Consider the following 21,538-nt stretch of genomic DNA (forward strand, 5'->3'; position numbering starts at 1 on the left):
CGCGGGTCAGCAGGGGTCGGGGAAGACCGAGCAGTCGCCGCGGTCGAACGCGGCCGCGTCCTCCTGGTCGATCTCCACCCACACCAGCTTGCCGTGGTCGGTGACCTCCACGCCCCAGCGGGAGCTCAGCGTCTCCACCAGGCGCATCCCCCGCCCCCCGGTGTCCGAGAGCCCCGCCGCGCCGAGGTGCGGGGCGTGGGGGCTGGCGTCGGCGACCTCCAGGCGCAGGGAGGAGTCCCCGCACGTGCACGTCAGCGTCGCGGGCGGCAGGGCGTGCAGGACCGCGTTGCCCACCAGCTCGCTCACCAGCAGCGCCGCGAGGTCGACCATGCCCGGTGAGGGGCACGTCGGGACCACCACCTCCTGCACCCGGCGGCGTGCCATCGCGGGCGCGCGCCCGTCGGCGGGGAGGTCGATGGTTCGCCGGGTCTCTGCCGTCACGCCTTCCTGTTACCCCCCTGGCGGTCAGGCTCACACCTGCGCCGGCTCAGCGCGGTGCGTCCCCGTCCGCCGCGACCTCCGGTGCGGCCCCTGGTGCGGCCTCCGGCGCGGCCTCCGGTGCGGCCCCGTCGGGCCCGTGCAGCCCCGCGACGTCCCCGGCCGTGGCGGGGCGCAGACCGAGCGCCAGCAGGGGGGCCGCCGTCGCCCGCTGCCACCACGCCAGGACCCCCGCCAGCACCAGCAGGAACGCCACGAGCGCCAGGGGCCAGGAGTCCAGCGCGAACGCGACGGCGACGAGGACGAAGCCCGCCAGGGGCAGCACCGCCACGGGCAGCCTGTTCCACCACGTGGGCTGCAGGGAGGCGGCGGCGTACCACCAGGCGACGACCGCGACCCGCTCGTCGGGGTGGCGGCGCCCCTGCCGCGCCAGCGCCAGGGCGTCGCGGCGGTCCTCCGGCGCCAGCGCGTGGAAGGCGCGGGCGGCGTTGATGCGGCGCTCGCTGTCCATCTGAGGGCCCACCAGGGCCATCGCGTCCTCCCCCGTGCTGCGTCCACCGGCCTGCCCGAGTCTCCCACGGGGGCCTCGGGGGGCCGGGCGGCGTGGCGGGGCCGGTCGCGGAGGGCGAGGGATTCGAACCCCCGAGGACGGAGTGGGTACCGCCCTAGCGGTTTTCAAGACCGCCGCCTTCAGCCACTCGGCCAGCCCTCCCGGCCGCGGGTCCCGCGGCGTGCCCAGTCTGCCACCCGGCCGGCCGCACCCGGACGCGACGGCGGGGACGTCCCCGCCCACGGGTCCGCACACGGCGGCGGGGACGTTCCGCTGCGCGACACCAGCGTGTCGCGCGCAGAACGTCCCCGCACCGGGCGCAACGCCCGCACCGGGCGCAACGCCCGCACCGGGCAGAACGCCCGGACCGGCCTCAGCCGGCGAAGACCCGCACGGCCTGCTGGAGCTGCGCCGAGGTCGTGGCCAGGTCCCGGGCGGCGGCCCGGATGCCCGTGAGGTCGTCGGAGGTGCGCTGCGCCGCGTCCACCACCCCGTCGAGGGTCACCACGATGTCGCGGCCGCTGTCGGCGGCGCGCGACACCTCGCGGACCATGCCCTCGGTGACGGTGCTCTGCTCCGCGACGGCGCCGGTGATCGTGCCCTGGTAGCCGTCGATGCGCTGGACGATCTCGGAGATCTCCGCGATGCGGGAGGCGGCGTGCCGCACGGCGCCCTGGATGCCGTCGATGCGGCCGGTGATGTCCTCGGTGGCGCGGGCGGTCTGCTGCGCCAGCTCCTTCACCTCACCGGCGACGACGGCGAAACCCTTGCCCATCTCCCCGGCACGCGCCGCCTCGATGGTGGCGTTGAGCGCCAGCAGGTTCGTCTGCTCCGCGATGGCGGTGATGACGCGCACGACGTCCCCGACCTCGGCGGAGGAGCGGCCCAGGTCGGCCACCGCCTGGCTGGTCGTCGACGCCACGCCGACGGCCTCCTGCGCGATGCCGGCGACGGCCTGCGCGTTGCGGGTGATCTCGACGATGGAGTCCCCCACGCGCCCGGCCCCGGCGGCGACGGCGTCGATGGTGGCGCTGACGTCCGCGGCGGTGCCGGCGACGGCCACGGCGCGCTCGCTGGTGCCCGCGGCGTGCTCGGCGATCTGGTCGCTGGAGCGCACGAGCTGGGAGGCGGCGTCGTCGAGGCGGGTGGCGGCCACGGTCACGTCGCGCACGACGCCCTCGGCGCGGTCCAGGGTGGCGTTGAGCGCCACGGCGAGCCTCTCCAGCTCCGTCTCGCCCCGGCCGGTGTCGAGCCGGACGCTCAGGTCGCCGCGGGCCAGGACGTCGGTGGCGCGGGTGATGGGGCGCACGATGCTGCGGCCGATGGCCCAGGAGACGGCGCCGCAGACGACGAGGAGGGCCAGGGCCCCGAGGGCGAGGCGCTGGGCGTCGGCGAGCGCGGCGGCGGAGACGGTGTCGACGTAGACGCCGGAGCCGATCACCCAGCCCCACGGCTCGTACCCGGCGACGTAGGAGATCTTCGGCTGCGGCGCCTCGGCGCCCGGCTTGGGCCACTGGTAGCCCACGAAGCCGGCGCCGTCCTTCCGCACGACGTCGACCATCTCGACGAAGAGCTTCTTGCCGTCCGGGTCGGCGTTGCCGGAGAGGTCCTTGCCGTCGAGCTCGGGCTTGATCGGGTGCATGAGCATGGTGGGGCCCATGTCGTTGACCCAGAAGTACTCCTTGCCGGAGTAGCGCAGCGCCTTCAGGGTGGCGAGGGCGGCGGCCTTGGCCTGCTCCTCGCCGACGCGGCCGGCCTCGGCCTCGGCGGCGTGGTGCTGCACGACGCCCAGGGCGGTCTCGACGACGGCGCGGGTGGCGGCCTCCCGCTCGGCCATGATGCGCGATCGGGTCTGCAGGCCGGCGAGGACGGCGACACCGGCCATGCCGACGGCCGCGACGAGGACGATGGTGAACAGCCGGACGGCGATCGACCGGGCTCCGCTGCGCTTCATGGGCCTCTCCGCGACATCGGCGCCCCCTGCTGGACCGCCGCTCCGGGGTGCATCGGCACGGCCCGGGCGGTCCTTGAGCGGGCCCGGGGCCCGGGGCCCGGGCGCGGCCCGCGGTTCGGGTAGCGTCGGCGCACCCCCCGAGGAGCCGGAGAAGCTGCGTGCGCACGATCGTCGTCCTGCCCACCTACCAGGAGGCGGAGAACATCGCCCGGGTGCTCGGGGAGGTCCTCGCCTCCCCGGTCTCGCCCGACGTGCTGGTCGTGGACGACTCCTCCCCCGACGGCACCGGCGACATCGTGCGCCGCCTGGCGACGGGGCTGCCGGCGGGCAGGGTCCGGCTGCTGACCCGCGCGACGAAGGACGGCCTGGGGGCCGCGTACCGGGCCGGTTTCGCGGAGGCCCTGGCGCTGGGCTACGAGGCGGTCGTGCAGATGGACGCCGACGGCTCCCACCCGGTGGGTGCGCTGGAGCCGATGGCCGCGGCGCTGGAGGCGGGCGCGGACCTGGTGCTCGCCTCCCGGTACGTGCCCGGCGGCGGGGTGGACCCGCAGTGGCCGTGGTACCGGCGGCTGCTCTCCCGCGGGGGGAACGTGTACGCCCGGCTGCTGCTGCGCTCGGACGTCACCGACCTGACCGGGGGCTACAAGATGTGGCGGGCGGAGCTGCTGGGGCGGCTGGACCTGCCGGCCCTGACCGCCACCGGGTACGCCTTCCAGATCCAGACGACGCTCGCGGCGCGCGAGCTCGGCGCCCGCACCGCGCAGGTGCCGATCCTGTTCACCGAGCGGGCGCACGGGTCCTCGAAGATGTCCCGGGCGATCGTGGCGGAGGCGATGGTGGCGGTGCTGCGGATGCGCCGCCGCGGCGCGTCGGGGACCTCCCCGCGCTGACGGCATGCCCCGGGGAACCCCCGGGAGGGCGGGACGGGACCGGCCCGGCCCCCCTGGACGGGGGACCGGGCCGGGAGCGCCGGGAGGACGCGGCGGTGCGGGGCGCGGGTCAGAACGTGACGAACGACAGGCCGCCCTTGCCGTAGCGGGTGACGGTCACCGAGAGGTCCACGCGGCTGCCCTTCTCCTCCGCCCACGCCTTCACGTCCGGGCGCAGGATCTCGTCCGGGCGGTAGTACGCGTGCAGCTTCAGGTGCGGTGCGCCCTCGAGGTTGAACAGCGCGGCCATGACGTTGAGGACCTCACCGACGTTCTCGTGGAGGTTCTTGGGCATGACGCGGTCCTCGATGGCCGCCTCGCTCGCGCCCGGCGGGAGCAGGCCGATGGAGGCTCCGCAGTGCGCGGCGAGGTCGTACGTCATGACGGCCACCGCGGCGGACCTCAGCTTGTCGTCCACGTACAGCGCCACCGTCGCGCCCGGGCTGCCGCCGACCGGCACGGGATCGCCCGGGGCCACCTCGACCTCGCGGTTCAGCAGGTCGCTGAGCATGTTGCGCACGGCGAGGTTGGTGGGCAGGGGGCTGGGCATGCCCTCCTTCCACTCCACCGCCGCACCGGCGCTCTGCGACGCCTGCTGCTTCACGTCCGACTCGCCGAGGACCGGCTTGAGCGCCTCGGCGAACATGTCGGCGGTGAACGGCTTGGCGATGAGGAACAGGGCGCCGGCGGCGGCGGCCTTGTCCCGCATCTCCTGCGACCCCTCGGAGGTGACGAACCCGAACGGCACGTCCTCACCGGAGGCCCGCAGCGCCTGGAGCATCTCGTAGCCCGTGCGCTCGGGCATGTTCCAGTCCGAGAGGACGATGTCCGGGTTCTCCTTGCGGACCACCTCCAGACCTTCCTGGCCGTTCTCCGCCTGGACGATGTCCACCCAGTCGTACCCGGCCTGCCGCAGAGTGCGGATCACGATCTGCCGCATCACCCGGCTGTCGTCGACCACGAGCGCCTTCATCGCGCCTGCTCCCGTCACGCGTTCCCGTACGCCTCAACCGGCGTTGGACAACAACACCACGAAACTCAGCCAGCCGTCGCGCCAGACGGCGTCCAGCCTCGCCGCCTCCTCGGCACCGTCCCCGAGACCGGGCGTGGCCGCGGCCAGGACCGGCAGCCCGAGGGAGCCGGCGTCGGGGATGAGGGCCTTGACGTTCCCGGCGACGATGTTCGCCATCTCGCCGAGGGAGTCCTCGACCTCCTCCACGGACAGCTCCCCGTCCTCCTGGAGCATCACGGCCGCGAGCTGCGCGGCCATGGCCTCCGGGACCGTCACGGTGACCAGGCCGGGCCTGGCGCCGGCGATGGAGACGCTGGCGCACACGACCGGGCCGTCCGCCACGACCGGCTCGAACGCCGGGTAGGGCGGCTCGACCGTGCCGAAGAAGGAGTCCCACATCTGGTACACGATCTGCTGGAGGGCCTCGTCCTCGACGTAGTGCCCCAGCTCCTCGACCTCGGGACCGGAGCTCACGCCTGAGCCCCCTCCGGCAGCAGGCCGAGGAGGGCGAGCTTCTCCTCCAGCGCGTCCGGGGTGAACGGCTTGATGAGGTACTCGTGCGCCCCGGCGGCCAGCGCGCGGACGATCTGCCCGTGCTCGGCCTCGGTGGTCACCATCATCATGGTCAGCGCGCGGTACTCGCGGTTCGCCCGGATCTGGCCGACCAGGGTCAGGCCGTCCATGACCGGCATGTTCCAGTCGATGGTGGCCAGGTCGGGCAGCGGGCCGGACTTCAGCACCTCCAGGGCCTCGGCCCCGTCGGCCGCCTCCTGGATCTCGTAGCCGAGCTTCCGGAGAGCCCCGCCGATGATCTTGCGCATGGCCCGCGAGTCGTCGACGACAAGCGCCTTCATGCTTCAGCCTCCGTTCTTCGGTCGGTGGACCGAGACTCGTCCGATGAGAGTGCGCTCCCACCCGTCGTCGACTCCCAGCGTCGTCTCCGCGCCGCCGAGGAAGAGGTAGCCGCCGGGCCGCAGGACCGACCGGACGCGCTGGAGGATGTCCCGCTTGGTTTGGACATCGAAGTAGATCAGGACGTTCCGCAGGAACACGACGTCGAACTGCCCGATCCCGCGGAAGGGCTGAGCCAGGTTCATCTGCTGGAACGTCACCATCCGTCTGAGGTCGTCGTTGACCTGCCACTGCGCGCCGGCCCGCGAGAAGTGCCGAACCAGCAGGTTCGCGGGCAGACCACGGTTCATCTCCAGCTGGGAGTAGCGGCCGGCGCGGCCCTTCTCCAGCACCTCCTGCGAGATGTCCGTGGCGAGGAGCTCCGCACGCCACCCCTCGGCGACGACGGAGTCCTTCAGCAGCATCGCGAGGCTGTACACCTCCTGTCCAGTGGAGCAGGCCGCGGACCAGACCCGCAGCTGGCGGGTCGCGGCGCGGGCCTGCTTCAGCTCGGGCAGCACGGCCGTGGAGAACGCCGTGAACGGGGCGCCGTCGCGGAACCACGACGTCTCGTTGGTGGTCAGCGCCTCGACGATGTCCATCTGCTTGCGGCGGTCGGAACGCATCCGGACGCCCTCGATGTAGGCGGACACGTCCGGTGCTCCTGCGGCGCGGGCGAGGGGCACGAGCCGGGACTCGACGAGGTACTCCTTGCCCTTCTCGAGGACGATGGCGCTCTCGCGACGGACGAGGGTGCAGACCCAGTCGAAGGCCTGGGTGGTCAGCGGCACGTGGTCACCTCCTTCCTGTGGTGAACCGGGGCGCGGGTGCGGCCGGTGGGGGCGGGGTGGGGGCGGTGGTGCGGGGGGCGGTGGTCAGCGGGGCGGTGGTGCGGGGGGCGGTGGTCAGCGGGGCGGCGGCCCGGGGGGCCGCAACAGGTGCGGTGGGTGCGGTGGCGCGCGGCACGGCGGGGGCGGCGGCACGCACGGGCGCACCGGGGACCCCGAGCCGGCGCACGATCGCGTCGGCGATCGCCGGCAGCGGCAGGATCTCGTCGGCGACGCCCTCGCGGGCGACCGCGCCGGGCATGCCCCACACCACGGAGGTCGCCTCGTCCTGCACGACGACCTGGCCGCCGGCGGCGGTGACGCCCTTGCAGCCGATCCGCCCGTCGGAGCCCATGCCGGTGAGGACCACGGCGAGCAGGTCACCGCCGTACAGGGCCAGGGCGGAGCGGAACATGACGTCCACGGCGGGGCGGCAGAAGTTCTCCGGCGGGCCCTGCTGGAGGCGCACCACCGCGCCGGCGCCGCTGCGCACGACCTCCATGTGGAAGTCGCCGGGTGCGATGTAGACGGTGCCGGGCACGACGGGCTGGCCGTCCACGGCCTCCACGACGGTCAGCGCGCTGACCTTGTCCAGGCGCTGGGCGTACAGCTTCGTGAAGACGGGCGGCATGTGCTGGGTGATGAGCACCGGCACCGGCAGGTTGGCCGGGAGCCGGGGGATCACGGCGGTGAGCGCCTCGGGGCCGCCGGTGGAGGAGCCGATGATCAGAGCGCGCGGGCGGCCGGTCCCGCCGGCGGGGCGGGCGCGGGGCGCGGCGGGCGCTCCCGCGGGGGCCGCCGGGGCCGGCAGCGGGCGGAAGGCGGGGCGGGCCTCGGCGAAGCGCGGCACCAGGGCCTTGATCTTCGGGACGAGCTGGGAGCGGACGCTCTCCATGGACTCCGCGACGCTGCCGACGTTGGCGGGCTTGGTCACGTAGTCGTTGGCGCCGGTGGACAGCGCCTCCAGCGTCGCGGAGGCGCCCCGCTCGGTGAGGGTGGAGAACATGATGACCGGCACGCGGCGGTCGACCCTGCGGATCTCGCGCACGGTCTGCAGGCCGTCCATGACCGGCATCTCGATGTCGAGGGTGATGACGTCCGGCTTCAGCTGCGCGAGCTTCTCCAGCGCGATCTGCCCGTTGCCGGCGGTGCCGACGACCTCCAGGTCCGGGTCGCCCGCCAGGACGTCGGTGATGAGCCGGCGGACCACGACGGAGTCGTCCACGACCAGCACGCGGATGCGCTGCGGCACGTCGTACCTCGTCCCCGTGCGGCCTGGACCGCACACCTCGACCCCCGCCTGGACCGGCGGACTCCCCCTCCATCGGCCGCGCGGGGCCGGGTCTGAAGGAACGCGGCGACGTCGCCTTGCCCGCACCGGGCGCGGGCGGGGGTGCAGGAGCGGTTCCGGAGCGGTACGGGAGCGGTACGGGAGCGGTACGGGAGCGGTTCCGGAGCGGTACGGGAGCGGTTCCGGAGCGGTTCCGGAGCGGTCCGGGGGCCGGGTCAGGTGCGCAGGCGGTGCAGGACCTCCCCCGCGTCGGGCACCACGAGGGTGCCCGGTGCCGCCCGCCAGGCCTCCACGTCGATCCCCACCGGGTCCAGGTACCCCAGGCCCAGGGCGTGGCACTCCGCCTCGCCGATGCCGGTGGCGAGGGTGACGCGGATGCGGCAGCGCTCCCCCTCCCGCGGGTCCCAGGTGCCCGCCCCCCGCAGGTGGGTGGAGTGGGCCAGCACCCCCCACGGCTCGGAGCGGAAGCGGTCCCACTGCCCGGTGAAGTAGGCGCGGCAGTGGTACCCGATGCGGGCGATGTGCTCGCCGTGGGTGTGCGAGACGGCCGTGACGTGCGGGGCGTGGACCACGACCTCGCCGCCGTCGGCGACGACCGGCTCGACCTTGTACATGCCCTTCGCGGCGGTCCACATCTCGTCGTAGCGGGCCGGGACCAGGGACAGCACCCGCTGCACGGGCGCCTCCAGGTAGCGCACGTGCGTCTCGGCGGCCACCGCCGCGGCGGCCGCCCAGGACTCCTCGGCGGTCCCGAACGCGCAGAACTCCACGGCCCCGCCGGGCGCCACGACGACGGACAGGGCCAGGCGGCGCGCGGGCAGGGTGGCCGCGGCCGTGTCGATCAGCCGCCGCACGGGCGTCGTGCCGAGCGTCCCGATGATCTCCGCGCTGGAGATGAGCGCTCCGAGCCAGTGCGAGACGTCGATGACCTCCGGGCCCGACACCCCCGGGAACAGGTACTTGTTGCCGCCGGAGAAACCGACGACCTCGTGCGGGAACACCGGCCCGGCCACGAGCACGACGTCGTGCTCGACGACGGCGCGGTTGACGCGCACGGGCACGTCCTGGCGCAGCAGCCCGCCGGACAGCTCCGCGACCCGCGCGGCGGGCACCGTCCCCGCCACGGTCAGCGCGGCCGGGTCCCACCACTCGTGGTTGCGGACCGCGGTGCCCGGGTACAGGGCCGCCAGGTCCGCCGCCGTGCGCACCCCGGGCCCGCCGAGGTGGGCGGCGAGCTGCGCCTCGTCCAGGGGCTGGTGGGTGCCGAGCGCCACGAGCACCGTGAGCCGGGAGACGCGACCGTGCAGCGCGGTGTGCACGGCCCGCAGCAGCAGCGGCACCGGGCAGGTGCGGGTGGTGTCGGGCACCAGGACGCAGACGCTGCGGCCGTCCAGGTCCGCGCCGGCGAGCTGCTCCACCATGAAGGCGGTGACGGCGTCGTCGGGCAGGTGCTGCCCGGGCCCCCCGGTGCGGGCGGCGGCGTGCGGGTCGGGCTCGGGCCAGCGCATGCGCGAACGCTACGCGGGCCGCGCCCGCGGCCGGAGCGGGGCGCCTCAGCCCTGCGGGCCGTGCGGCAGGTACAGGCAGAACGGGTGCCCCGCCGGGTCCAGGCACACCCGCACGTCGTCCTGCGGCTGGAACCCCGCGACCCGCGCCCCCGCCGCCCGCGCGTGCTCCACGGCCTCCTCGAGGTCGTCCACCGCGATCTCCAGGTGCGCCATCATCAGCTGCTCGCCCGGGCGGCCCGGCCACACCGGCGGCACGTAGCCGGGCTCCGTCTGGAAGGAGACGCCCGTGCCGCCGCCTGGCGGGGAGAGCACCACCCACTCCGGCTCGTCCTCGGTGGCCTCCCACCCGAGCAGGCGCCGGTAGAACCCCGCCAGCTCCCGCGCGTCCGGCGCGTCCAGCGTCGTCGACGTCACCCGCAGCCGCGGCGCCGCGCCCGTCACCGTGCCCCGCCCATCAGCGTCCTCCCGTCGGCAGCGCGGCCACGTACAGCCAGCGCCCGTCCTCCTTCACGAACCGGCTGCGCTCGTGCAGCACGCCGCGCCCGCCCGGGCCCCGGTGGACGGCGCGGAACTCCACGGTCCCCTCGGCGTCGAGGAAACCACCGGCCCCCGTGGCCAGCACGTCGAGGCGCACCCAGCGCACGTCCGGGTCGGGCTCCAGCGCGGCCGGGCGCGTCGACGGGTGCCAGGTGGCCAGCAGGTACGCGGTGTCGCCGACGGCGAAGGCGCTGAAGCGCGAGCGCATGAGCGCCTCGGCGGTCGCGGCCCGCCCCTGCCCGCTGTGCAGCCGCCCGCAGCACGCGGCGTACACCTCACCCGTCCCGCACGGGCAGCGCGCCCCCGCGGGCGGCGCGCCGCCGCTCACCACCGCGCGGCGGCCGCGCGCGGCACGCCGCCCGCCGGGCCGTTCCAGGCGAGCAGCAGCACGCACACGTCGTCGTGCCCGTCCTCGTCCCGCAGCAGCTCCCCGGTCAGCGAGCGCACCGCCTCCGCGACGGGCACGTCGCCGACGCCGGCCGCGGTCTCCACCAGCGCGCGCAGGCCCGCGTCGAGCTCCCGCCTGCGGCGCTCCACGAGACCGTCGGTGTACAGCAGCAGCCGGTCCCCCGGCCGCATCCACACCTCCGCCTCCGGGCGCGACAGGCCCGGCACGGACGCCGCCAGCGGCGTCGAGCGCCCCCGCCACAGCAGCTCCGGCTCCGCCCCCGCGCGCAGCAGCAGCGGCGGCGGGTGCCCGGCGCACGCGTAGCGCAGCCGGCCCAGCTCCAGGTCCAGCTCGCCGTAGGCGACGGTGGCCAGCGCCGCGGCCTCCACCTGCTCCGCGAACGCGTCGAGCCGGGTGAGCAGCGCCCCCGGGCCCACCCACGGCCCGGCCACCGCCCGCACGGCGCTGCGCAGCTGCCCCATCGCGCTCGCCGCGCCCAGGCCCCGCCCCACGACGTCGCCCACCACCAAGGAGAGCACGTCCCGCCCGGCACCCGGCACGCCGCGGCGGGGGTCGCCGCGCGGGAAGACGTCGAGGCCGAAGACCTCGTGGCTGAAGACGTCGTACCAGTCCCCGCCGACCTCCAGCGCCTCCACGCCCGGGCGGTACACGGTGGCCACGGCGTAGCGCGCGTCCCGCGGCGGCTCGACGGCCAGCAGGGAGCGCTGCAGCGTGTGGGCCACCCCGGCGTCGCGCTCGTGCATCCGGGCCCGCTCCAGGGCCAGGCCCGCGTGCCGGCCCAGCGCGGCGAGCACGTCCTCGTCGAGGAGCTCCCCGCCCGGCGCGGGCGAGGGGGCCAGCGCCGGCGGGCGCAGCGAGAGCACCCCCGACAGCCCCGCGGGGCCCCGCAGCGCGACGAGCACCCGGCCCCGGTGGGTGCGGACCGGCGCGGTGGACGGCTCCGGGTCCGGCTCCGGGCAGTCCGCGGGGTCCTCGCCCACGCCGCCGCTCCTGAGCAGCCCCCTGCCCGGTGCGTGCAGCCACAGCGTCCCGGCCTGCGCGCCCGAGCCGGGGACCGCGGTGCGCAGCAGCGCCGCCACCACCCCCTCGACACCCAGCGACCCCGACAGGGCCGCCGTGACCTCCTGCAGCACCCGCACCTGCTCGACGGCGCGCTCGGCGGTGGTGCGGGCCGCGAGCAGCTCGCGCTCGTACCGGAGGCGCTCGGCGGCGCTGGAGAGGGCCACGTGGACCGTGCGCACCGGGCCGTCGGCGGGGTCGGCGGGCTCCGCGGCCGCGGCGAGCAGCACCGGCAGGCGCCCGGCGGGCCCGCGCAGGTCCAGGGCGACCTCCCGCAGCTCCCGCTCCACGTGCAGCAGCGGCGCGAGGTGCGTCTCCCAGTAGATGCGGGCCCCGACGGGGAACAGGTCCGTCAGCGACATCCGGCCCACGACCTCGTGCGCCGGGCGGTGCACCCAGCGCAGCGCCGTCGCGTTGGCGTCGGTGATGGTGCCGTCCGCCGTGCACGTCAGCAGCCCGCAGGGCGCCTCGTCCCACGCGGTGCGCGTGCCGTCCGGGGGCGCGGGCGTCATGGTCACGGTTCCAGCCACCGCCGCAGCGCGCCGACGACCTCGCCCGGGGCGCTCAGGTGCGGGCAGTGGCCGACGGCGTCGAGGACCACGTAGCCGCTGCCGGGCAGGGCGCGGTGGACGTACTCCCCGACCGCCGGCGGGGCGATGGCGTCCACGCAGGTCTGCAGCACCAGGGACGGGGTGCGCACGCGGGCCAGGTCGGCGCGGTTGTCGGCGAGGAACGTGGCCCGGGCGAAGCGCCGCGCGAGGACGGGGTCGGTGCGGCAGAAGCTCGCCGTGAGCTCCCGCCCCAGCTCCGGGCGCTCCGGCACCCCCATCACCAGGGGGGCGACGGTGGAGGCCCAGCCCAGGTAGTTGCCGTCCATGGTCTCCAGCAGCTCGGTGATGTCCTGCGCGCTGAACCCGCCGCGGTAGCCCTCGTCGTCGACGTAGCGGGGGCTGGGGCCCAGCAGCACGAGCCGGGAGACGAGGTCGGGGCGGGCGGCGGCGACGAGGACGCCGACCATCGCGCTGACGGAGTGCCCGACGAACACGACCGGCCCGGTGCCGTGCACCTCGCGCAGGGCGTCGAGCAGCTCCACGACGTCCTGCGCGTACCCCTCCACGCGGGAGTGGCGGACGGGGTCGCAGGCCCGCAGGTCCGAGGTCCCGGCCCCGACGTGGTCGAACAGCACCACCCGGTGGGTGCTCTCGAAGGCGGGGGCCACCTCGCGCCAGACGCCCTGGTCGCAGCCGAAGCCGTGCGCGAACACGAGCGGCACGGCCCCGGGGACACCCCGCAGGGTGACCGCGTGGCGGCGCAGCACCTCCCCGGCCGCGGGTGGGCACACCGTCGCCTGATCATCCACCCGCCCACTCTCCCCTGCCCGGTGCCCTCCCGTACACAGGCCACGGCGCCGCCGGGCCCGCGCCTCACCCGTGCAGGGCCGGCACCCACCGCGGGCCGGTGTGCGCGCGCCGGCCCAGCACGGACAGCGCCGCCGGCAGCAGCAGCCCCCGCACCACCGTCGCGTCCAGGAGCACCGCGACCGCCAGGCCCACCCCGAACTGCTTCATGCCCGGGTCCGACATCGTCCCGAACACCGCGAAGACCACCACCATGACGACCGCCGCGCTGGTCACGACGCCCGCCGTGCGGGCCACGCCCACCTCCACGGCCCGGCGGGCGGGCAGCCCGGCCAGGAACTCCTCGCGGACCCTGGCCACGACGAGCACGTGGTAGTCCATCGACAGGCCGAACAGCACGACCAGCACCAGCACCGGCAGCCAGCTCACCACCGCCCCCGTGGACGTGAACCCGAGCAGGTCCTGCGCCCACGTGCCCTGGAAGACCAGCGTCACCACCCCGAACGCCGCCAGGCAGCTCAGCGCGTTGAGCACCAGGGTCGCCAGCGCCAGCGCCGGGGAGCCGAAGGAGACCAGCACCACCGCGAACGTCAGGAGCAGGACGAACCCCGCGACCCACGGCAGCCGGTCGGACATCCACCGCGCCAGGTCGGTCCCCTCCGCGGCGCCGCCGACGTGGACGGACGTGCCACCCACCCCGCGCAGGTCCGCGCGCAGGGCGGGCACGAGGGAGGCGCGGACCTGCCCCACGGCCTCCTCGGCCGCCTCGCCGGAGGGTGCCGCCGCCAGGGGCAGCGCCAGGACGTGGACGGTGCCGTCGGTGGAGGAGCGCACGGCGGGCGGCTCGCCCGGGGAGGGGCGCAGACCGAGCGCCGCCGCGTCCCGCCCGGCGCGGGCGCCGAGGCGGGTGAGCGCGGCGGTGACCTGCGCGGCGTCGGCGGCGCGGGAGGTGACGACGACGTCGACGGTGGAGCCGGAGCCGGGGAAGGCGGCGTCCAGCCGGTCCATCGCCTGCACGCTCGACAGCTCCCGGGGCAGCGACTCGTTCCCGGCGAGGGCCGTGCGCATCCCCGCCGCGGGCACCGCCAGGGCCACGAGGACGGCGCCCCCGGCGAGCAGCGCGGCGGCGGGGCGGGCCGCGGCGGCGGCCGCCAGGCGGCCCCAGCCGGACGCGCCGTCCCGGTCGCGGCGGCGGCGCGGCAGGTGCAGCGCCTCCACCCGGTCGCCGAGGAGCACCAGCACGGCCGGCAGGAGCGTCGCGGAGGCCAGCACCGCGACCGCCACGACGAGGACCGCGCCGAGGGCGAGGGAGGTGTAGAGACCGCCGGCCACCAGCATCCCCGCCATCGAGACCACGACGGTCGCGCCGGAGACGACGACGGCGCGGCCGGAGGTGCGCGCCGACAGCAGCACCGACCCGCGCACCGTCAGGCCCTGCGCGCGGGCGGTGCGGGCCCGGCGCAGGACGAACAGGGCGTAGTCCACGCCGACGGCCAGGCCGATGAGCAGCGTGAGGCTCGCGGCCTCCGGCGCCACGGGGTGGACGGTGGAGACGAGCGCGGTCAGGCCCATCGCGACGACCACGGCGAGCAGGCCCAGCACGACGGGCACGACGGCGGCCACGAGGGAGCCGAACGCCAGGAGCAGCACGAGCAGGGTCAGCGGGATGCTCAGCAGCTCCGCCCGCTGCAGCTCCTGCCCCAGCCGCTCGCCCATCTGCCGGCCGACCGAGCCGGGGCCGACCTGCCCGATGCGCAGGCCGGGGTTGGCGGCCGCCAGCGCCGCGGTGCGCTCCAGCGACCCCGCGACGTCCTCCTCGGGGTCCCGCCCGGGCGGGGTGTCCAGGTGCAGGGGAACGGCGTAGGTGCGCCCGTCGGCGGACAGGGCGCCCTCCCCGACGCGCTGCACGTGCGGGGTGCCGCGGTAGGTGTCGAGGACCTGCGCGTGCAGGCGCGCCACGTCCGCCTCCCCGAGCGCCCGCGGCGCGGTGAGCACGACGGTCTCGCGCACCCCACCGCCGAAGTCCGCGCCGGAGGTGGCGACGGCGGCGGCGCGCGAGTCGCCCACGTGCTGCTGGGGGCCGTCGACGGTCGTGGTGCCGCGGGACAGCGGCAGGAACGCGGCGGCGGCGAGCAGCACCCACGCCAGGACGACGAGCCGGGGGCGCCGGGTGCTGGCCGCGGCGAGGGCCGCGCCCCGGGAGGAACCGTCCGGCGGCCCGGAGGGCGGGGCGGAGGGCGGGGCGGAGGGCAGGGCGGAGGGCAGGGCGGAGGGCGGGGCGGCCTGGGCGGGCAGGGACGCGCCGCGGTGCTGGGCGGGCGTGGGGGCGGGCGGGGTGGTCACAGGGGCCTCCGGGCGACGTGATCGGCAACACCCCGAACCTGGCGTCCCCGGCACCACCCCGTCGCTGGTGCGCCCACCCCTCCCCGGGGTGGGGTTCCCCCCACCCCGGGGAGGGGGGCCCGCACGCTCCCGCGGGGCGCCGGCCCGGACCTAGTGTCGGCTCCGTGACCAGCACCTCTCCCCCGCTGCCCCGTGTGGCGGTGCCGCACCGCTCCTCCCTCGCGCGCAGCTGGTCCGAGGGCTGGTGGGCCGCGTGCCACCTGCTCCTGGACCTGCTCCTGGTGGGCCTCTACCTCACCGAGGTCGTCGTGCTCCTCGTGGGCGCCGCCCTCGTGCCCGTCCTGCTCACCGGCGCGCCGCTGCTGCTGGCGGCGCGGTGGGGGGCGCGGGCGACGGCGTCGCTGGAGCGCTGGCGGCACGCGAACCTGCTCGGCGTGGCCGTGCCGGGGCCGCTGCCGGCGCACGGGCCCGGCTCGTGGTGGCGGCGTGTGCTGCTGGACCCGCAGCCGTGGCGCACCGCCCTGCACCTGCTCCTGGTGTGCGTGTGGGGCCTGCTCAGCGGCACCGTCGTGGCGGTGCTGCTGGGCGGCGGGCTCGCCGCGCTCGTGGCGCCCTTCCTGCCCGGGGCGGGTGCGGGGCTGTCCTGGCCGTTCCTCTCCCCGGCGGTGCCGATGCCGGTGGACGGCCCCGCCGCGGCCCTGCTCGGTGCGCTGCTGGTGCTGGGCACCCCGTTCCTGGCCCGCGTGCTCGTCGTGCCGGAGGTCGCCTCCGCGCAGGTGCTGCTGGCCCCGACGCGGGCGGCGCGGGAGGCCGCGCTGCAGCGGCGGGTGGAGTCCCTGACGGTGACCCGCGAGCGGGCGGTGGACTCGGTGGAGGCGGAGCGCCGCCGCATCGAGCGGGACCTGCACGACGGCCCGCAGCAGCGCCTGGTGGCCCTGGCGATGCAGCTCGGCATGGCGCAGCGGGCGCTGCAGCGGGACCCGTCGGCGGCCGGGGAGCTGCTGGACAGGGCGCACGGCACCGCGAAGGAGGCCATCGCGGACATGCGGCACGTGGCCCGCGGCATCCACCCGCCCGTGCTGACCGACCGCGGTCTCGACGCGGCGCTGTCGGCGCTGGCGGCGAGCTCGCCGGTGCCGGTGGCGGTGGACGTGGCCCTGGAGCCGGCCCGCGACGGGCGGCCGTCCGCGACGAGCGAGGCCATCGCGTACTTCTGCGTCTCCGAGGCCCTGACGAACGTCGCCAAGCACGCGCGGGCCTCCCGGGCGCACGTGGAGGTGTGGCGCGAGGGCCGGGAGCTGCTGCTGCGGGTCCGCGACGACGGCGCGGGCGGGGCGCGGGCCGCCTCCGGGCCGGTGCCCGCCGGTGCGGGCGGCTCCGGCCTGCGGGGGCTGGCGGACCGGCTGGCGTCCGTGGACGGCTGGCTGCACGTGGACTCCCCCGCGGGTGGGCCGACGGTCCTGACCGCGGGCCTGCCCTGGGGCACCCGCGACGGGCTCGGTGCGCGGTGAGCGCCCCCCTGCGCGTGGTGATCGCGGAGGACTCGGTGCTGCTGCGGGAGGGCCTGGTGAGCCTGCTGACCGCGGAGGGCGTGGAGGTGGTGGCCGCGGTGGACCGGGCGGAGCCGCTGCTGGCCGCCGTCGCCGAGCACGCCCCGGACCTGGCGGTGGTGGACGTGCGGATGCCGCCGACGTTCACCGACGAGGGCATCCGCGCCGCGCTCGTCGTGCGGCAGCAGCACCCCGGCACCGCGGTGCTGGTGCTCTCGCAGTACGTGGAGGAGGACTACGCCACCGACCTGGTGGCCGGCCGGGCCACGGGCGTGGGTTACCTGCTCAAGGACCGCGTCGCGGACGTCGCGGAGTTCGTCCGCAGCCTGCACCACGTCGCCGGGGGAGGGACCGCCGTGGACCCCGAGGTCGTCGCCCAGCTCCTGTCGCGGGTGCGGCGGGACGACCCGGTGGCCCGCCTGACCCCGCGGGAGTCGGAGGTGCTGGGCCTGATGGCGCAGGGCCGCTCGAACTCCGCGATCGCCGCCCAGCTCGTCGTGAGCGAGAAGGCGGTGGAGAAGCACGTCTCGAGCATCTTCACGAAGCTCGACCTGCCTCCTGACTCGGAGGACCACCGGCGCGTCCTGGCCGTCCTGCGCTACCTCGAGACCGCCGTCCGCAGCGGCGCCACCCCCCGGAGGATCCCGTGACCACGTCCCTCGACAAGACCGCCGCCCCCGCGCACGGCCCCGGTCCCCTGACCGCCCACCCCACCGGCCGGCCCGGCCCGGCGCACCCCGGGCGCTGGGTGGCGGCGGGCCTGGCCGGCTCCCTCGTGGTGTGCACGGGCCTGCTGGCGCTGGGGCAGATGACGAGCACGACCCGCTCCAGCACGCGGGACTTCACCGGCCCGGTGACGGCCGTCGTCGCGGAGAGCGGCACGGGCGATCTCGAGGTGCTGGTCGTCCCCGGCAGCACCGGTGCGCGGGTGACGACCCGGCTGAGCGGGCGGGGCGGGCGACCCGTGGCGACGGCCGCCCTGGACGGCGGCACGCTGCGGCTGACGGCGGACTGCTCCGGCGGCACCTGGTACGTGCCGTGCTCCGTGCGGCACGAGGTGCAGGTGCCGCCGGGCACCTCCGTCCGCGTGGACGCGAGCACGGGTGACGCGGCGCTGTCGGGTGCGCTGTCGGAGGTGACCGCGCGGATGAGCACGGGCGACCTGTCCTGGGAGGACGCCGCGGGCGGGCGCCTGGACGCCACCACCAGGACCGGCGACCTCACCGTGGAGGGCGCCGTCGCGACGCTGGAGCTGCGCACGAACACCGGGGACATCGGTGCGGAGCTGACCGCGGCGCCGGTCTCCGTCACCGCGCAGGCGAACACCGGCGACATCACGGTCTCCGTGCCCGACGACGGGACGCAGTACGCGACGGACATCGCGACACGGGCCGGGGACGTGACGGGCGCGGTGCCCGCCGACACGGTGGACGGCCGGCCGATGACCGTGCGGACGACCACGGGCGACGTGGCCGTGGTGGCCGGGACGCGCTGACCGGACCACCTCCCGCGACACCCTCCCGTGACGTCGCAGTCGTTGCGCGTCTGAACATCTGTCACCCTGCGCACCGTGAACCTGGGCGCCGCCTACCTGGCCCGCACGGGGCGGCACCGCTGCCTCGTCCCGCTCAAGCGTGCCCGCTCGGCGCTCGGCACCCCGCTGCGCACGACGACCTCGGCCGAGCTGGCCGGGGCGGGCCGGCTGTCCCGGACGGTGGTGCGCCAGGCGTGGGCGCCGCGGCTGTCGCGGCCCGCCGGGATGGGCGCGGCGGACTGGCGCGCCTTCCGCTGGGGCGACCTCACCCGGGTGCCGGAGGAGGTCGTGCTCGACGTGCGGGACGCGACGGTGGTGGGCGCGGAGGGCTGGGCGGTCGTCGACGGCGCGCTGCTCACCGACCTGTGGCGGGAGCCGGGGCACCCCACGCCCGACGTGGCGCGGCGCAACCCGGGGGTGCGGGCGCTCGCCGGGTCCGGGGCCGCGGCGCCGCGGCAGGTGCGCCTGGAGGGCACCGTCGCCAGCCTCCTGCTGCCGTGGTGGGAGAACTACTACCACTGGACGGTGCAGGGGGCCCCGCGCCACGAGCTGCTCGCGGAGGTGGCCGACCCGGCCGCGGTGGACGCCTGGCTGGTGCCGGACCAGGGCTCCGGGTACGTGCGGGAGTGGCTGGACCTGCTGGGGGTCCCGCAGGAGCGGCGCATCTCGCCCGTCGCCGGGGAGGCGCTGTCCTGCGAGCGGCTGCTCGTGGCGTCGGTGCCGGGGCGGGCGCGCTGGGTGCACCCGTGGATCGTGCGGTGGCTGCGGGAGCGGGTGCCTCCGGAGGCGGTCCCCGCGGGAGGCGGCGGGCCGCGCCGGGTGTTCCTGGACCGCAGGGCCAGCACGCACCGGCGCATCGTGAACCGCGAGGAGGTGCTCGACGTCCTCGACGGGCACGGCTTCACGGTCGTGGACCCGGAGGAGCTGGGGGTGCGGGCGGAGGCGTCGCTGATGGCGGGCGCGGACGTCGTGGCCGGGCTGATCGGGGCCGGGATGGCGAACGTCGCGTGGTGCCGGCCGGGCTCGACGCTGCTGGAGCTGATGCCGAGCAACCTGGTGTACGGGGCGTCCTGCAAGCTCGCGGCGACGGCCGGCCTGCGGTACCGCTGCGTGGTGGGCTCGGAGCCGGCGCTGCCGTGGCCGCTGCGCTACCCGGACAACCTGGCGGACGTGCACGTCCCGGTCGCGGAGCTGCGCCGGGAGCTCGCGGCGCTGGGCTGAGGTCCTCCGGGGCCGGCGGTCCGGCGTGGGGCGGAGAAAGCAACGCGCCTGACGGCGGCCCCCCAGCCACCGTCAGGCGCGACGCACTTCCCCCCCGCCCGGCTCGCGCCGGAGAGCCCCCCGCCCTCCTGGCACGAGTCCCCCCGGACTCACGAGCCCTATCGGCAGGCTCCGTCCGGGTGTTACACGCCCCGGGAGGAAATCTTCCCGTCCACCTCCGCGTCACCTGCGCCACCGCCAGGTCACCGGACGTTCACCGCCGAGCTCCCCCACCCCGCCCATCTCCGGGTTCGGGCGCACCACGCCCGCCCCGGCCCGCCCAGACCCGGAGAGGGGCGGGGTGGAGCGTGGGCCGGCCCCGCGCGTGGCCCCGCTCAGGCCGGGCCGGAGGCCCGGGCCTCGGAGACCGCCCCCAGCGCCGAGCGCAGCCGCTCGATCCAGTCGCCCTCGTGCTGCCCGACCAGGCGCACGCACCAGGCCAGGGCCTCGGCGCGGGAGCGGGCCACCCCGGCGGCGACGAGGGTGTCGAGCACCCGCCGCTCCGGCTGGCGCAGCCGCGTCATGACCGGCACGGCCAGGCTGGTGAAGACCGAGCGCGTCGGCCCGCACGTCGCGCCCCAGGCCACCTTGCGGCCGAAGCGGGCCTCGGCCTCGTCCGCGATGCGCATCCGCGCGGTGCGGGTGTCCTCGCGGAAGCGGGCGATGCGCCCGGCCTCGGCCTGCCGCTGGGCGGAGGCGTCCCCGCCGGCGGCCTGCTCCCCGGAGGGCTGCTCCCCCGGGGCCGCGCCGGGGTCGGCGAGCCGCCCCACGACGAGGACCTCCTCCCGGTCGACGGTGACGTCGGGGTCGCCCTCGAACCACTCCCCGGGGAGCCGGCCCCGGAACCATGCTGCGATGTCGTCCATACGTTGATTACACGATTACGCGCTTGCAGCGTCAACGCTGTGCGCTCGGGGCGAACACCCCCGCACACGCCGGCGCCCCCTCGCCCCACCCGGGCGGGGTGGAGGAGGGGGCGCCGGCAGGACGGACGTCAGGCCAGGGTGGGCCCCGCGGGCGGGACCGGCGGGAACGCCACCTCCCACGGGCGCAGCAGCCGCTCGCGCGACTGCCCGCCCAGCAGGTCCGCCACGACCTCCGCGTGCAGCGCGCCGCTGATGGCGTTCCACACGCCGTTCGCGCCGTCCGCGGCGTCCAGGCCACCCGCGCGGAAGGCGCGCACCGCGAGCATCTGCGCCTGCGCGGCCGTCCGGACGCGGTCCGACAGGTGCACCGCCCACGACGCGTCGTGCACGGCGGACGCCCAGTCCCCGCCGCTGGCCTTCACGCTCTGCGTGGCGGCGCGCAGGCACGCGCGGTCCTCCGTGTCCATCGCCGCCAGCCGCTCCAGCAGCTCCACCGCCCCCGCCTGCGCGGGCCCGAGCCCGGCGGGGATGCGCGGCAGCGGCGGCAGCTCCTTCGCCGCCGACAGGTACGGCGCGGCCAGGACCCGGCGCAGGTCCGGCGGCAGCCACGCCGAGAGGTACGCCGAGACGGCGGCGTCCGCCAGGACCTCCGCGGCCTGCGAGGCCTGCTCCGTGCGCAGCCCCACCCCGCCGTCCTGCGTCCACGTCCAGTCCAGCACGTCGTGGTGCACCAGGCGCACCAGCGCGTCGGCGTCGGCGACGGTGCTCGACTGCAGCACGCGCAGCACACCGGCCTCGGCCCGGGGGCCGCTCCAGCCCTCCTCGGCGCCGCCCTCGGTCAGGTCCGAGGCCAGGTCCGACAGGACGTCGCCCATCCGCGGCATCGACTCGGTGATCTCCCGCACCCGGTCCCAGGCGCGCTCCCGGGCGGGCCCGTCGTGCCGGCGGGCCAGGACGGCCAGGTCGTCCGGCGAGCACGCGAGGGCGCGCAGCAGAACGCCCGCGACCGCGTCGCCCCCCGCCAGCCGGACCAGGTCGAAACCCAGCACGGGGGAACTCACCAACGAGTAGTGCATGACTGCGCCTCCAGGCTCGACCGTGTCCCCACGATTGCACCGGGCCAACCTCCGCCCTGAGTATCGTCACGCGAACGGCCGCAATGTGCACGGAGAGTCCCCTCTCCCGGAGCACCGCACCTCCCCGGACGCACGGACGGGGGGGG

The 21,538-nt window shown here is 76.6% G+C and carries 20 protein-coding genes, 1 tRNA gene and 1 pseudogene; 5 read left to right on the forward strand and 17 right to left on the reverse strand.

Features of this window, described 5'->3' with window-relative positions:
• Positions 1 to 6: 6 nt before the first annotated feature.
• The 4 genes from ACYQBY_RS12305 to ACYQBY_RS12320 form a co-directional block, all read right to left on the reverse strand.
• The gene (locus tag ACYQBY_RS12305) at positions 7 to 441 is read right to left on the reverse strand and encodes an ATP-binding protein (protein ID WP_459644140.1); all 435 of its coding nucleotides are present in this window, start codon (positions 439 to 441) and stop codon (positions 7 to 9) included.
• 46 nt (positions 442 to 487) lie between these two features.
• Complete coding sequence (locus ACYQBY_RS12310) at positions 488 to 970, reverse strand: hypothetical protein (RefSeq protein WP_459644141.1); 483 nt, start codon at positions 968 to 970, stop codon at positions 488 to 490.
• Between the two features lie 87 nt (positions 971 to 1,057).
• Positions 1,058 to 1,150 (reverse strand) — tRNA-Ser (locus ACYQBY_RS12315).
• A gap of 211 nt (positions 1,151 to 1,361) precedes the next feature.
• Positions 1,362 to 2,942: a methyl-accepting chemotaxis protein gene (locus tag ACYQBY_RS12320; RefSeq protein ID WP_459644142.1), complete on the reverse strand. Its 1,581-nt coding sequence runs from the start codon at positions 2,940 to 2,942 to the stop codon at positions 1,362 to 1,364.
• Between the two features lie 158 nt (positions 2,943 to 3,100).
• Here ACYQBY_RS12320 and ACYQBY_RS12325 point away from each other — a divergent pair, with 158 nt between their 5' ends.
• Positions 3,101 to 3,832 carry a polyprenol monophosphomannose synthase gene (locus ACYQBY_RS12325; RefSeq protein WP_459644143.1) on the forward strand — a complete coding sequence of 244 codons (732 nt, stop codon included), beginning with the start codon at positions 3,101 to 3,103 and terminating at the stop codon, positions 3,830 to 3,832.
• Between the two features lie 655 nt (positions 3,833 to 4,487).
• On the opposite strand, the pseudogene ACYQBY_RS12330 reads toward ACYQBY_RS12325, so the two are convergent.
• The 11 genes and pseudogenes from ACYQBY_RS12330 to ACYQBY_RS12380 form a co-directional block, all read right to left on the reverse strand.
• Positions 4,488 to 4,844, reverse strand: a pseudogene (locus ACYQBY_RS12330) (response regulator); the annotation flags it as partial.
• A gap of 33 nt (positions 4,845 to 4,877) precedes the next feature.
• Positions 4,878 to 5,357, reverse strand: a complete 480-nt coding sequence (locus ACYQBY_RS12335) for a chemotaxis protein CheX (RefSeq protein ID WP_459644144.1) — start codon at positions 5,355 to 5,357, stop codon at positions 4,878 to 4,880.
• Positions 5,354 to 5,737 (reverse strand): response regulator, encoded by a 384-nt coding sequence (locus tag ACYQBY_RS12340; RefSeq protein WP_459644145.1) that lies wholly within the window; start codon positions 5,735 to 5,737, stop codon positions 5,354 to 5,356. Before ACYQBY_RS12340 ends, ACYQBY_RS12335 begins: the two co-directional genes overlap by 4 nt.
• 3 nt (positions 5,738 to 5,740) lie before the next feature.
• Positions 5,741 to 6,565 carry a CheR family methyltransferase gene (locus ACYQBY_RS12345; protein WP_459644146.1) on the reverse strand — a complete coding sequence of 275 codons (825 nt, stop codon included), beginning with the start codon at positions 6,563 to 6,565 and terminating at the stop codon, positions 5,741 to 5,743.
• Between the two features lie 4 nt (positions 6,566 to 6,569).
• Positions 6,570 to 7,853, reverse strand: coding sequence for a protein-glutamate methylesterase/protein-glutamine glutaminase (locus ACYQBY_RS12350; RefSeq protein ID WP_459644147.1), 1,284 nt, complete (start codon positions 7,851 to 7,853; stop codon positions 6,570 to 6,572).
• 254 nt (positions 7,854 to 8,107) lie between these two features.
• The gene (locus ACYQBY_RS12355) at positions 8,108 to 9,400 is read right to left on the reverse strand and encodes a lactate racemase domain-containing protein (RefSeq protein WP_459644148.1); all 1,293 of its coding nucleotides are present in this window, start codon (positions 9,398 to 9,400) and stop codon (positions 8,108 to 8,110) included.
• A 45-nt stretch (positions 9,401 to 9,445) separates the two neighbouring features.
• Positions 9,446 to 9,841, reverse strand: coding sequence for a VOC family protein (locus tag ACYQBY_RS12360; protein ID WP_459644149.1), 396 nt, complete (start codon positions 9,839 to 9,841; stop codon positions 9,446 to 9,448).
• Between the two features lie 13 nt (positions 9,842 to 9,854).
• Positions 9,855 to 10,265, reverse strand: a complete 411-nt coding sequence (locus ACYQBY_RS12365) for a YchJ family protein (RefSeq protein ID WP_459644150.1) — start codon at positions 10,263 to 10,265, stop codon at positions 9,855 to 9,857.
• Positions 10,262 to 11,935: a SpoIIE family protein phosphatase gene (locus ACYQBY_RS12370; protein ID WP_459644151.1), complete on the reverse strand. Its 1,674-nt coding sequence runs from the start codon at positions 11,933 to 11,935 to the stop codon at positions 10,262 to 10,264. The genes ACYQBY_RS12365 and ACYQBY_RS12370 overlap by 4 nt, the downstream gene beginning before the upstream one ends.
• Positions 11,920 to 12,765 carry an alpha/beta fold hydrolase gene (locus ACYQBY_RS12375; RefSeq protein ID WP_459644152.1) on the reverse strand — a complete coding sequence of 282 codons (846 nt, stop codon included), beginning with the start codon at positions 12,763 to 12,765 and terminating at the stop codon, positions 11,920 to 11,922. The genes ACYQBY_RS12370 and ACYQBY_RS12375 overlap by 16 nt, the downstream gene beginning before the upstream one ends.
• A 64-nt stretch (positions 12,766 to 12,829) precedes the next feature.
• Entirely contained in the window at positions 12,830 to 15,106 is a 2,277-nt protein-coding gene (locus ACYQBY_RS12380; protein ID WP_459644153.1) for an MMPL family transporter, read from the reverse strand.
• A gap of 164 nt (positions 15,107 to 15,270) precedes the next feature.
• On the opposite strand from ACYQBY_RS12380, the gene ACYQBY_RS12385 reads away from it, so the two are divergent.
• From ACYQBY_RS12385 to ACYQBY_RS12400, 4 genes are all read left to right on the forward strand, one after another.
• Positions 15,271 to 16,617, forward strand: a complete 1,347-nt coding sequence (locus ACYQBY_RS12385) for a sensor histidine kinase (protein ID WP_459644154.1) — start codon at positions 15,271 to 15,273, stop codon at positions 16,615 to 16,617.
• A gap of 8 nt (positions 16,618 to 16,625) precedes the next feature.
• On the forward strand, positions 16,626 to 17,306 hold the full coding sequence (locus ACYQBY_RS12390) for a response regulator (protein ID WP_459644393.1): 681 nt from the start codon (positions 16,626 to 16,628) through the stop codon (positions 17,304 to 17,306).
• Positions 17,303 to 18,151: a DUF4097 family beta strand repeat-containing protein gene (locus ACYQBY_RS12395; RefSeq protein ID WP_459644155.1), complete on the forward strand. Its 849-nt coding sequence runs from the start codon at positions 17,303 to 17,305 to the stop codon at positions 18,149 to 18,151. The genes ACYQBY_RS12390 and ACYQBY_RS12395 overlap by 4 nt, the downstream gene beginning before the upstream one ends.
• A 75-nt stretch (positions 18,152 to 18,226) precedes the next feature.
• Positions 18,227 to 19,411, forward strand: coding sequence for a glycosyltransferase family 61 protein (locus ACYQBY_RS12400; RefSeq protein WP_459644156.1), 1,185 nt, complete (start codon positions 18,227 to 18,229; stop codon positions 19,409 to 19,411).
• A gap of 374 nt (positions 19,412 to 19,785) precedes the next feature.
• Here the strand turns inward: ACYQBY_RS12400 and ACYQBY_RS12405 are convergent, their stop codons facing one another.
• Together ACYQBY_RS12405 and ACYQBY_RS12410 are read right to left on the reverse strand one after the other, a co-directional pair.
• Positions 19,786 to 20,316 carry a hypothetical protein gene (locus tag ACYQBY_RS12405; protein WP_459644157.1) on the reverse strand — a complete coding sequence of 177 codons (531 nt, stop codon included), beginning with the start codon at positions 20,314 to 20,316 and terminating at the stop codon, positions 19,786 to 19,788.
• Between the two features lie 128 nt (positions 20,317 to 20,444).
• Positions 20,445 to 21,377 carry a hypothetical protein gene (locus ACYQBY_RS12410; RefSeq protein WP_459644158.1) on the reverse strand — a complete coding sequence of 311 codons (933 nt, stop codon included), beginning with the start codon at positions 21,375 to 21,377 and terminating at the stop codon, positions 20,445 to 20,447.
• Positions 21,378 to 21,538 lie beyond the last annotated feature (161 nt).

It is taken from the genome of Kineococcus anabasis, from assembly GCF_054590795.1.

Coding starts and splice junctions, on each gene's coding strand:
- ACYQBY_RS12310 (WP_459644141.1), bottom strand. CDS start 970: ATGGCCCTGGTGGGCCCTCAGATGGACAGCGAGCGCCGCATCAACGCC.
- ACYQBY_RS12320 (WP_459644142.1), bottom strand. CDS start 2,942: ATGAAGCGCAGCGGAGCCCGGTCGATCGCCGTCCGGCTGTTCACCATC.
- ACYQBY_RS12340 (WP_459644145.1), bottom strand. CDS start 5,737: ATGAAGGCGCTTGTCGTCGACGACTCGCGGGCCATGCGCAAGATCATC.
- ACYQBY_RS12355 (WP_459644148.1), bottom strand. CDS start 9,400: ATGCGCTGGCCCGAGCCCGACCCGCACGCCGCCGCCCGCACCGGGGGG.
- ACYQBY_RS12405 (WP_459644157.1), bottom strand. CDS start 20,316: ATGGACGACATCGCAGCATGGTTCCGGGGCCGGCTCCCCGGGGAGTGG.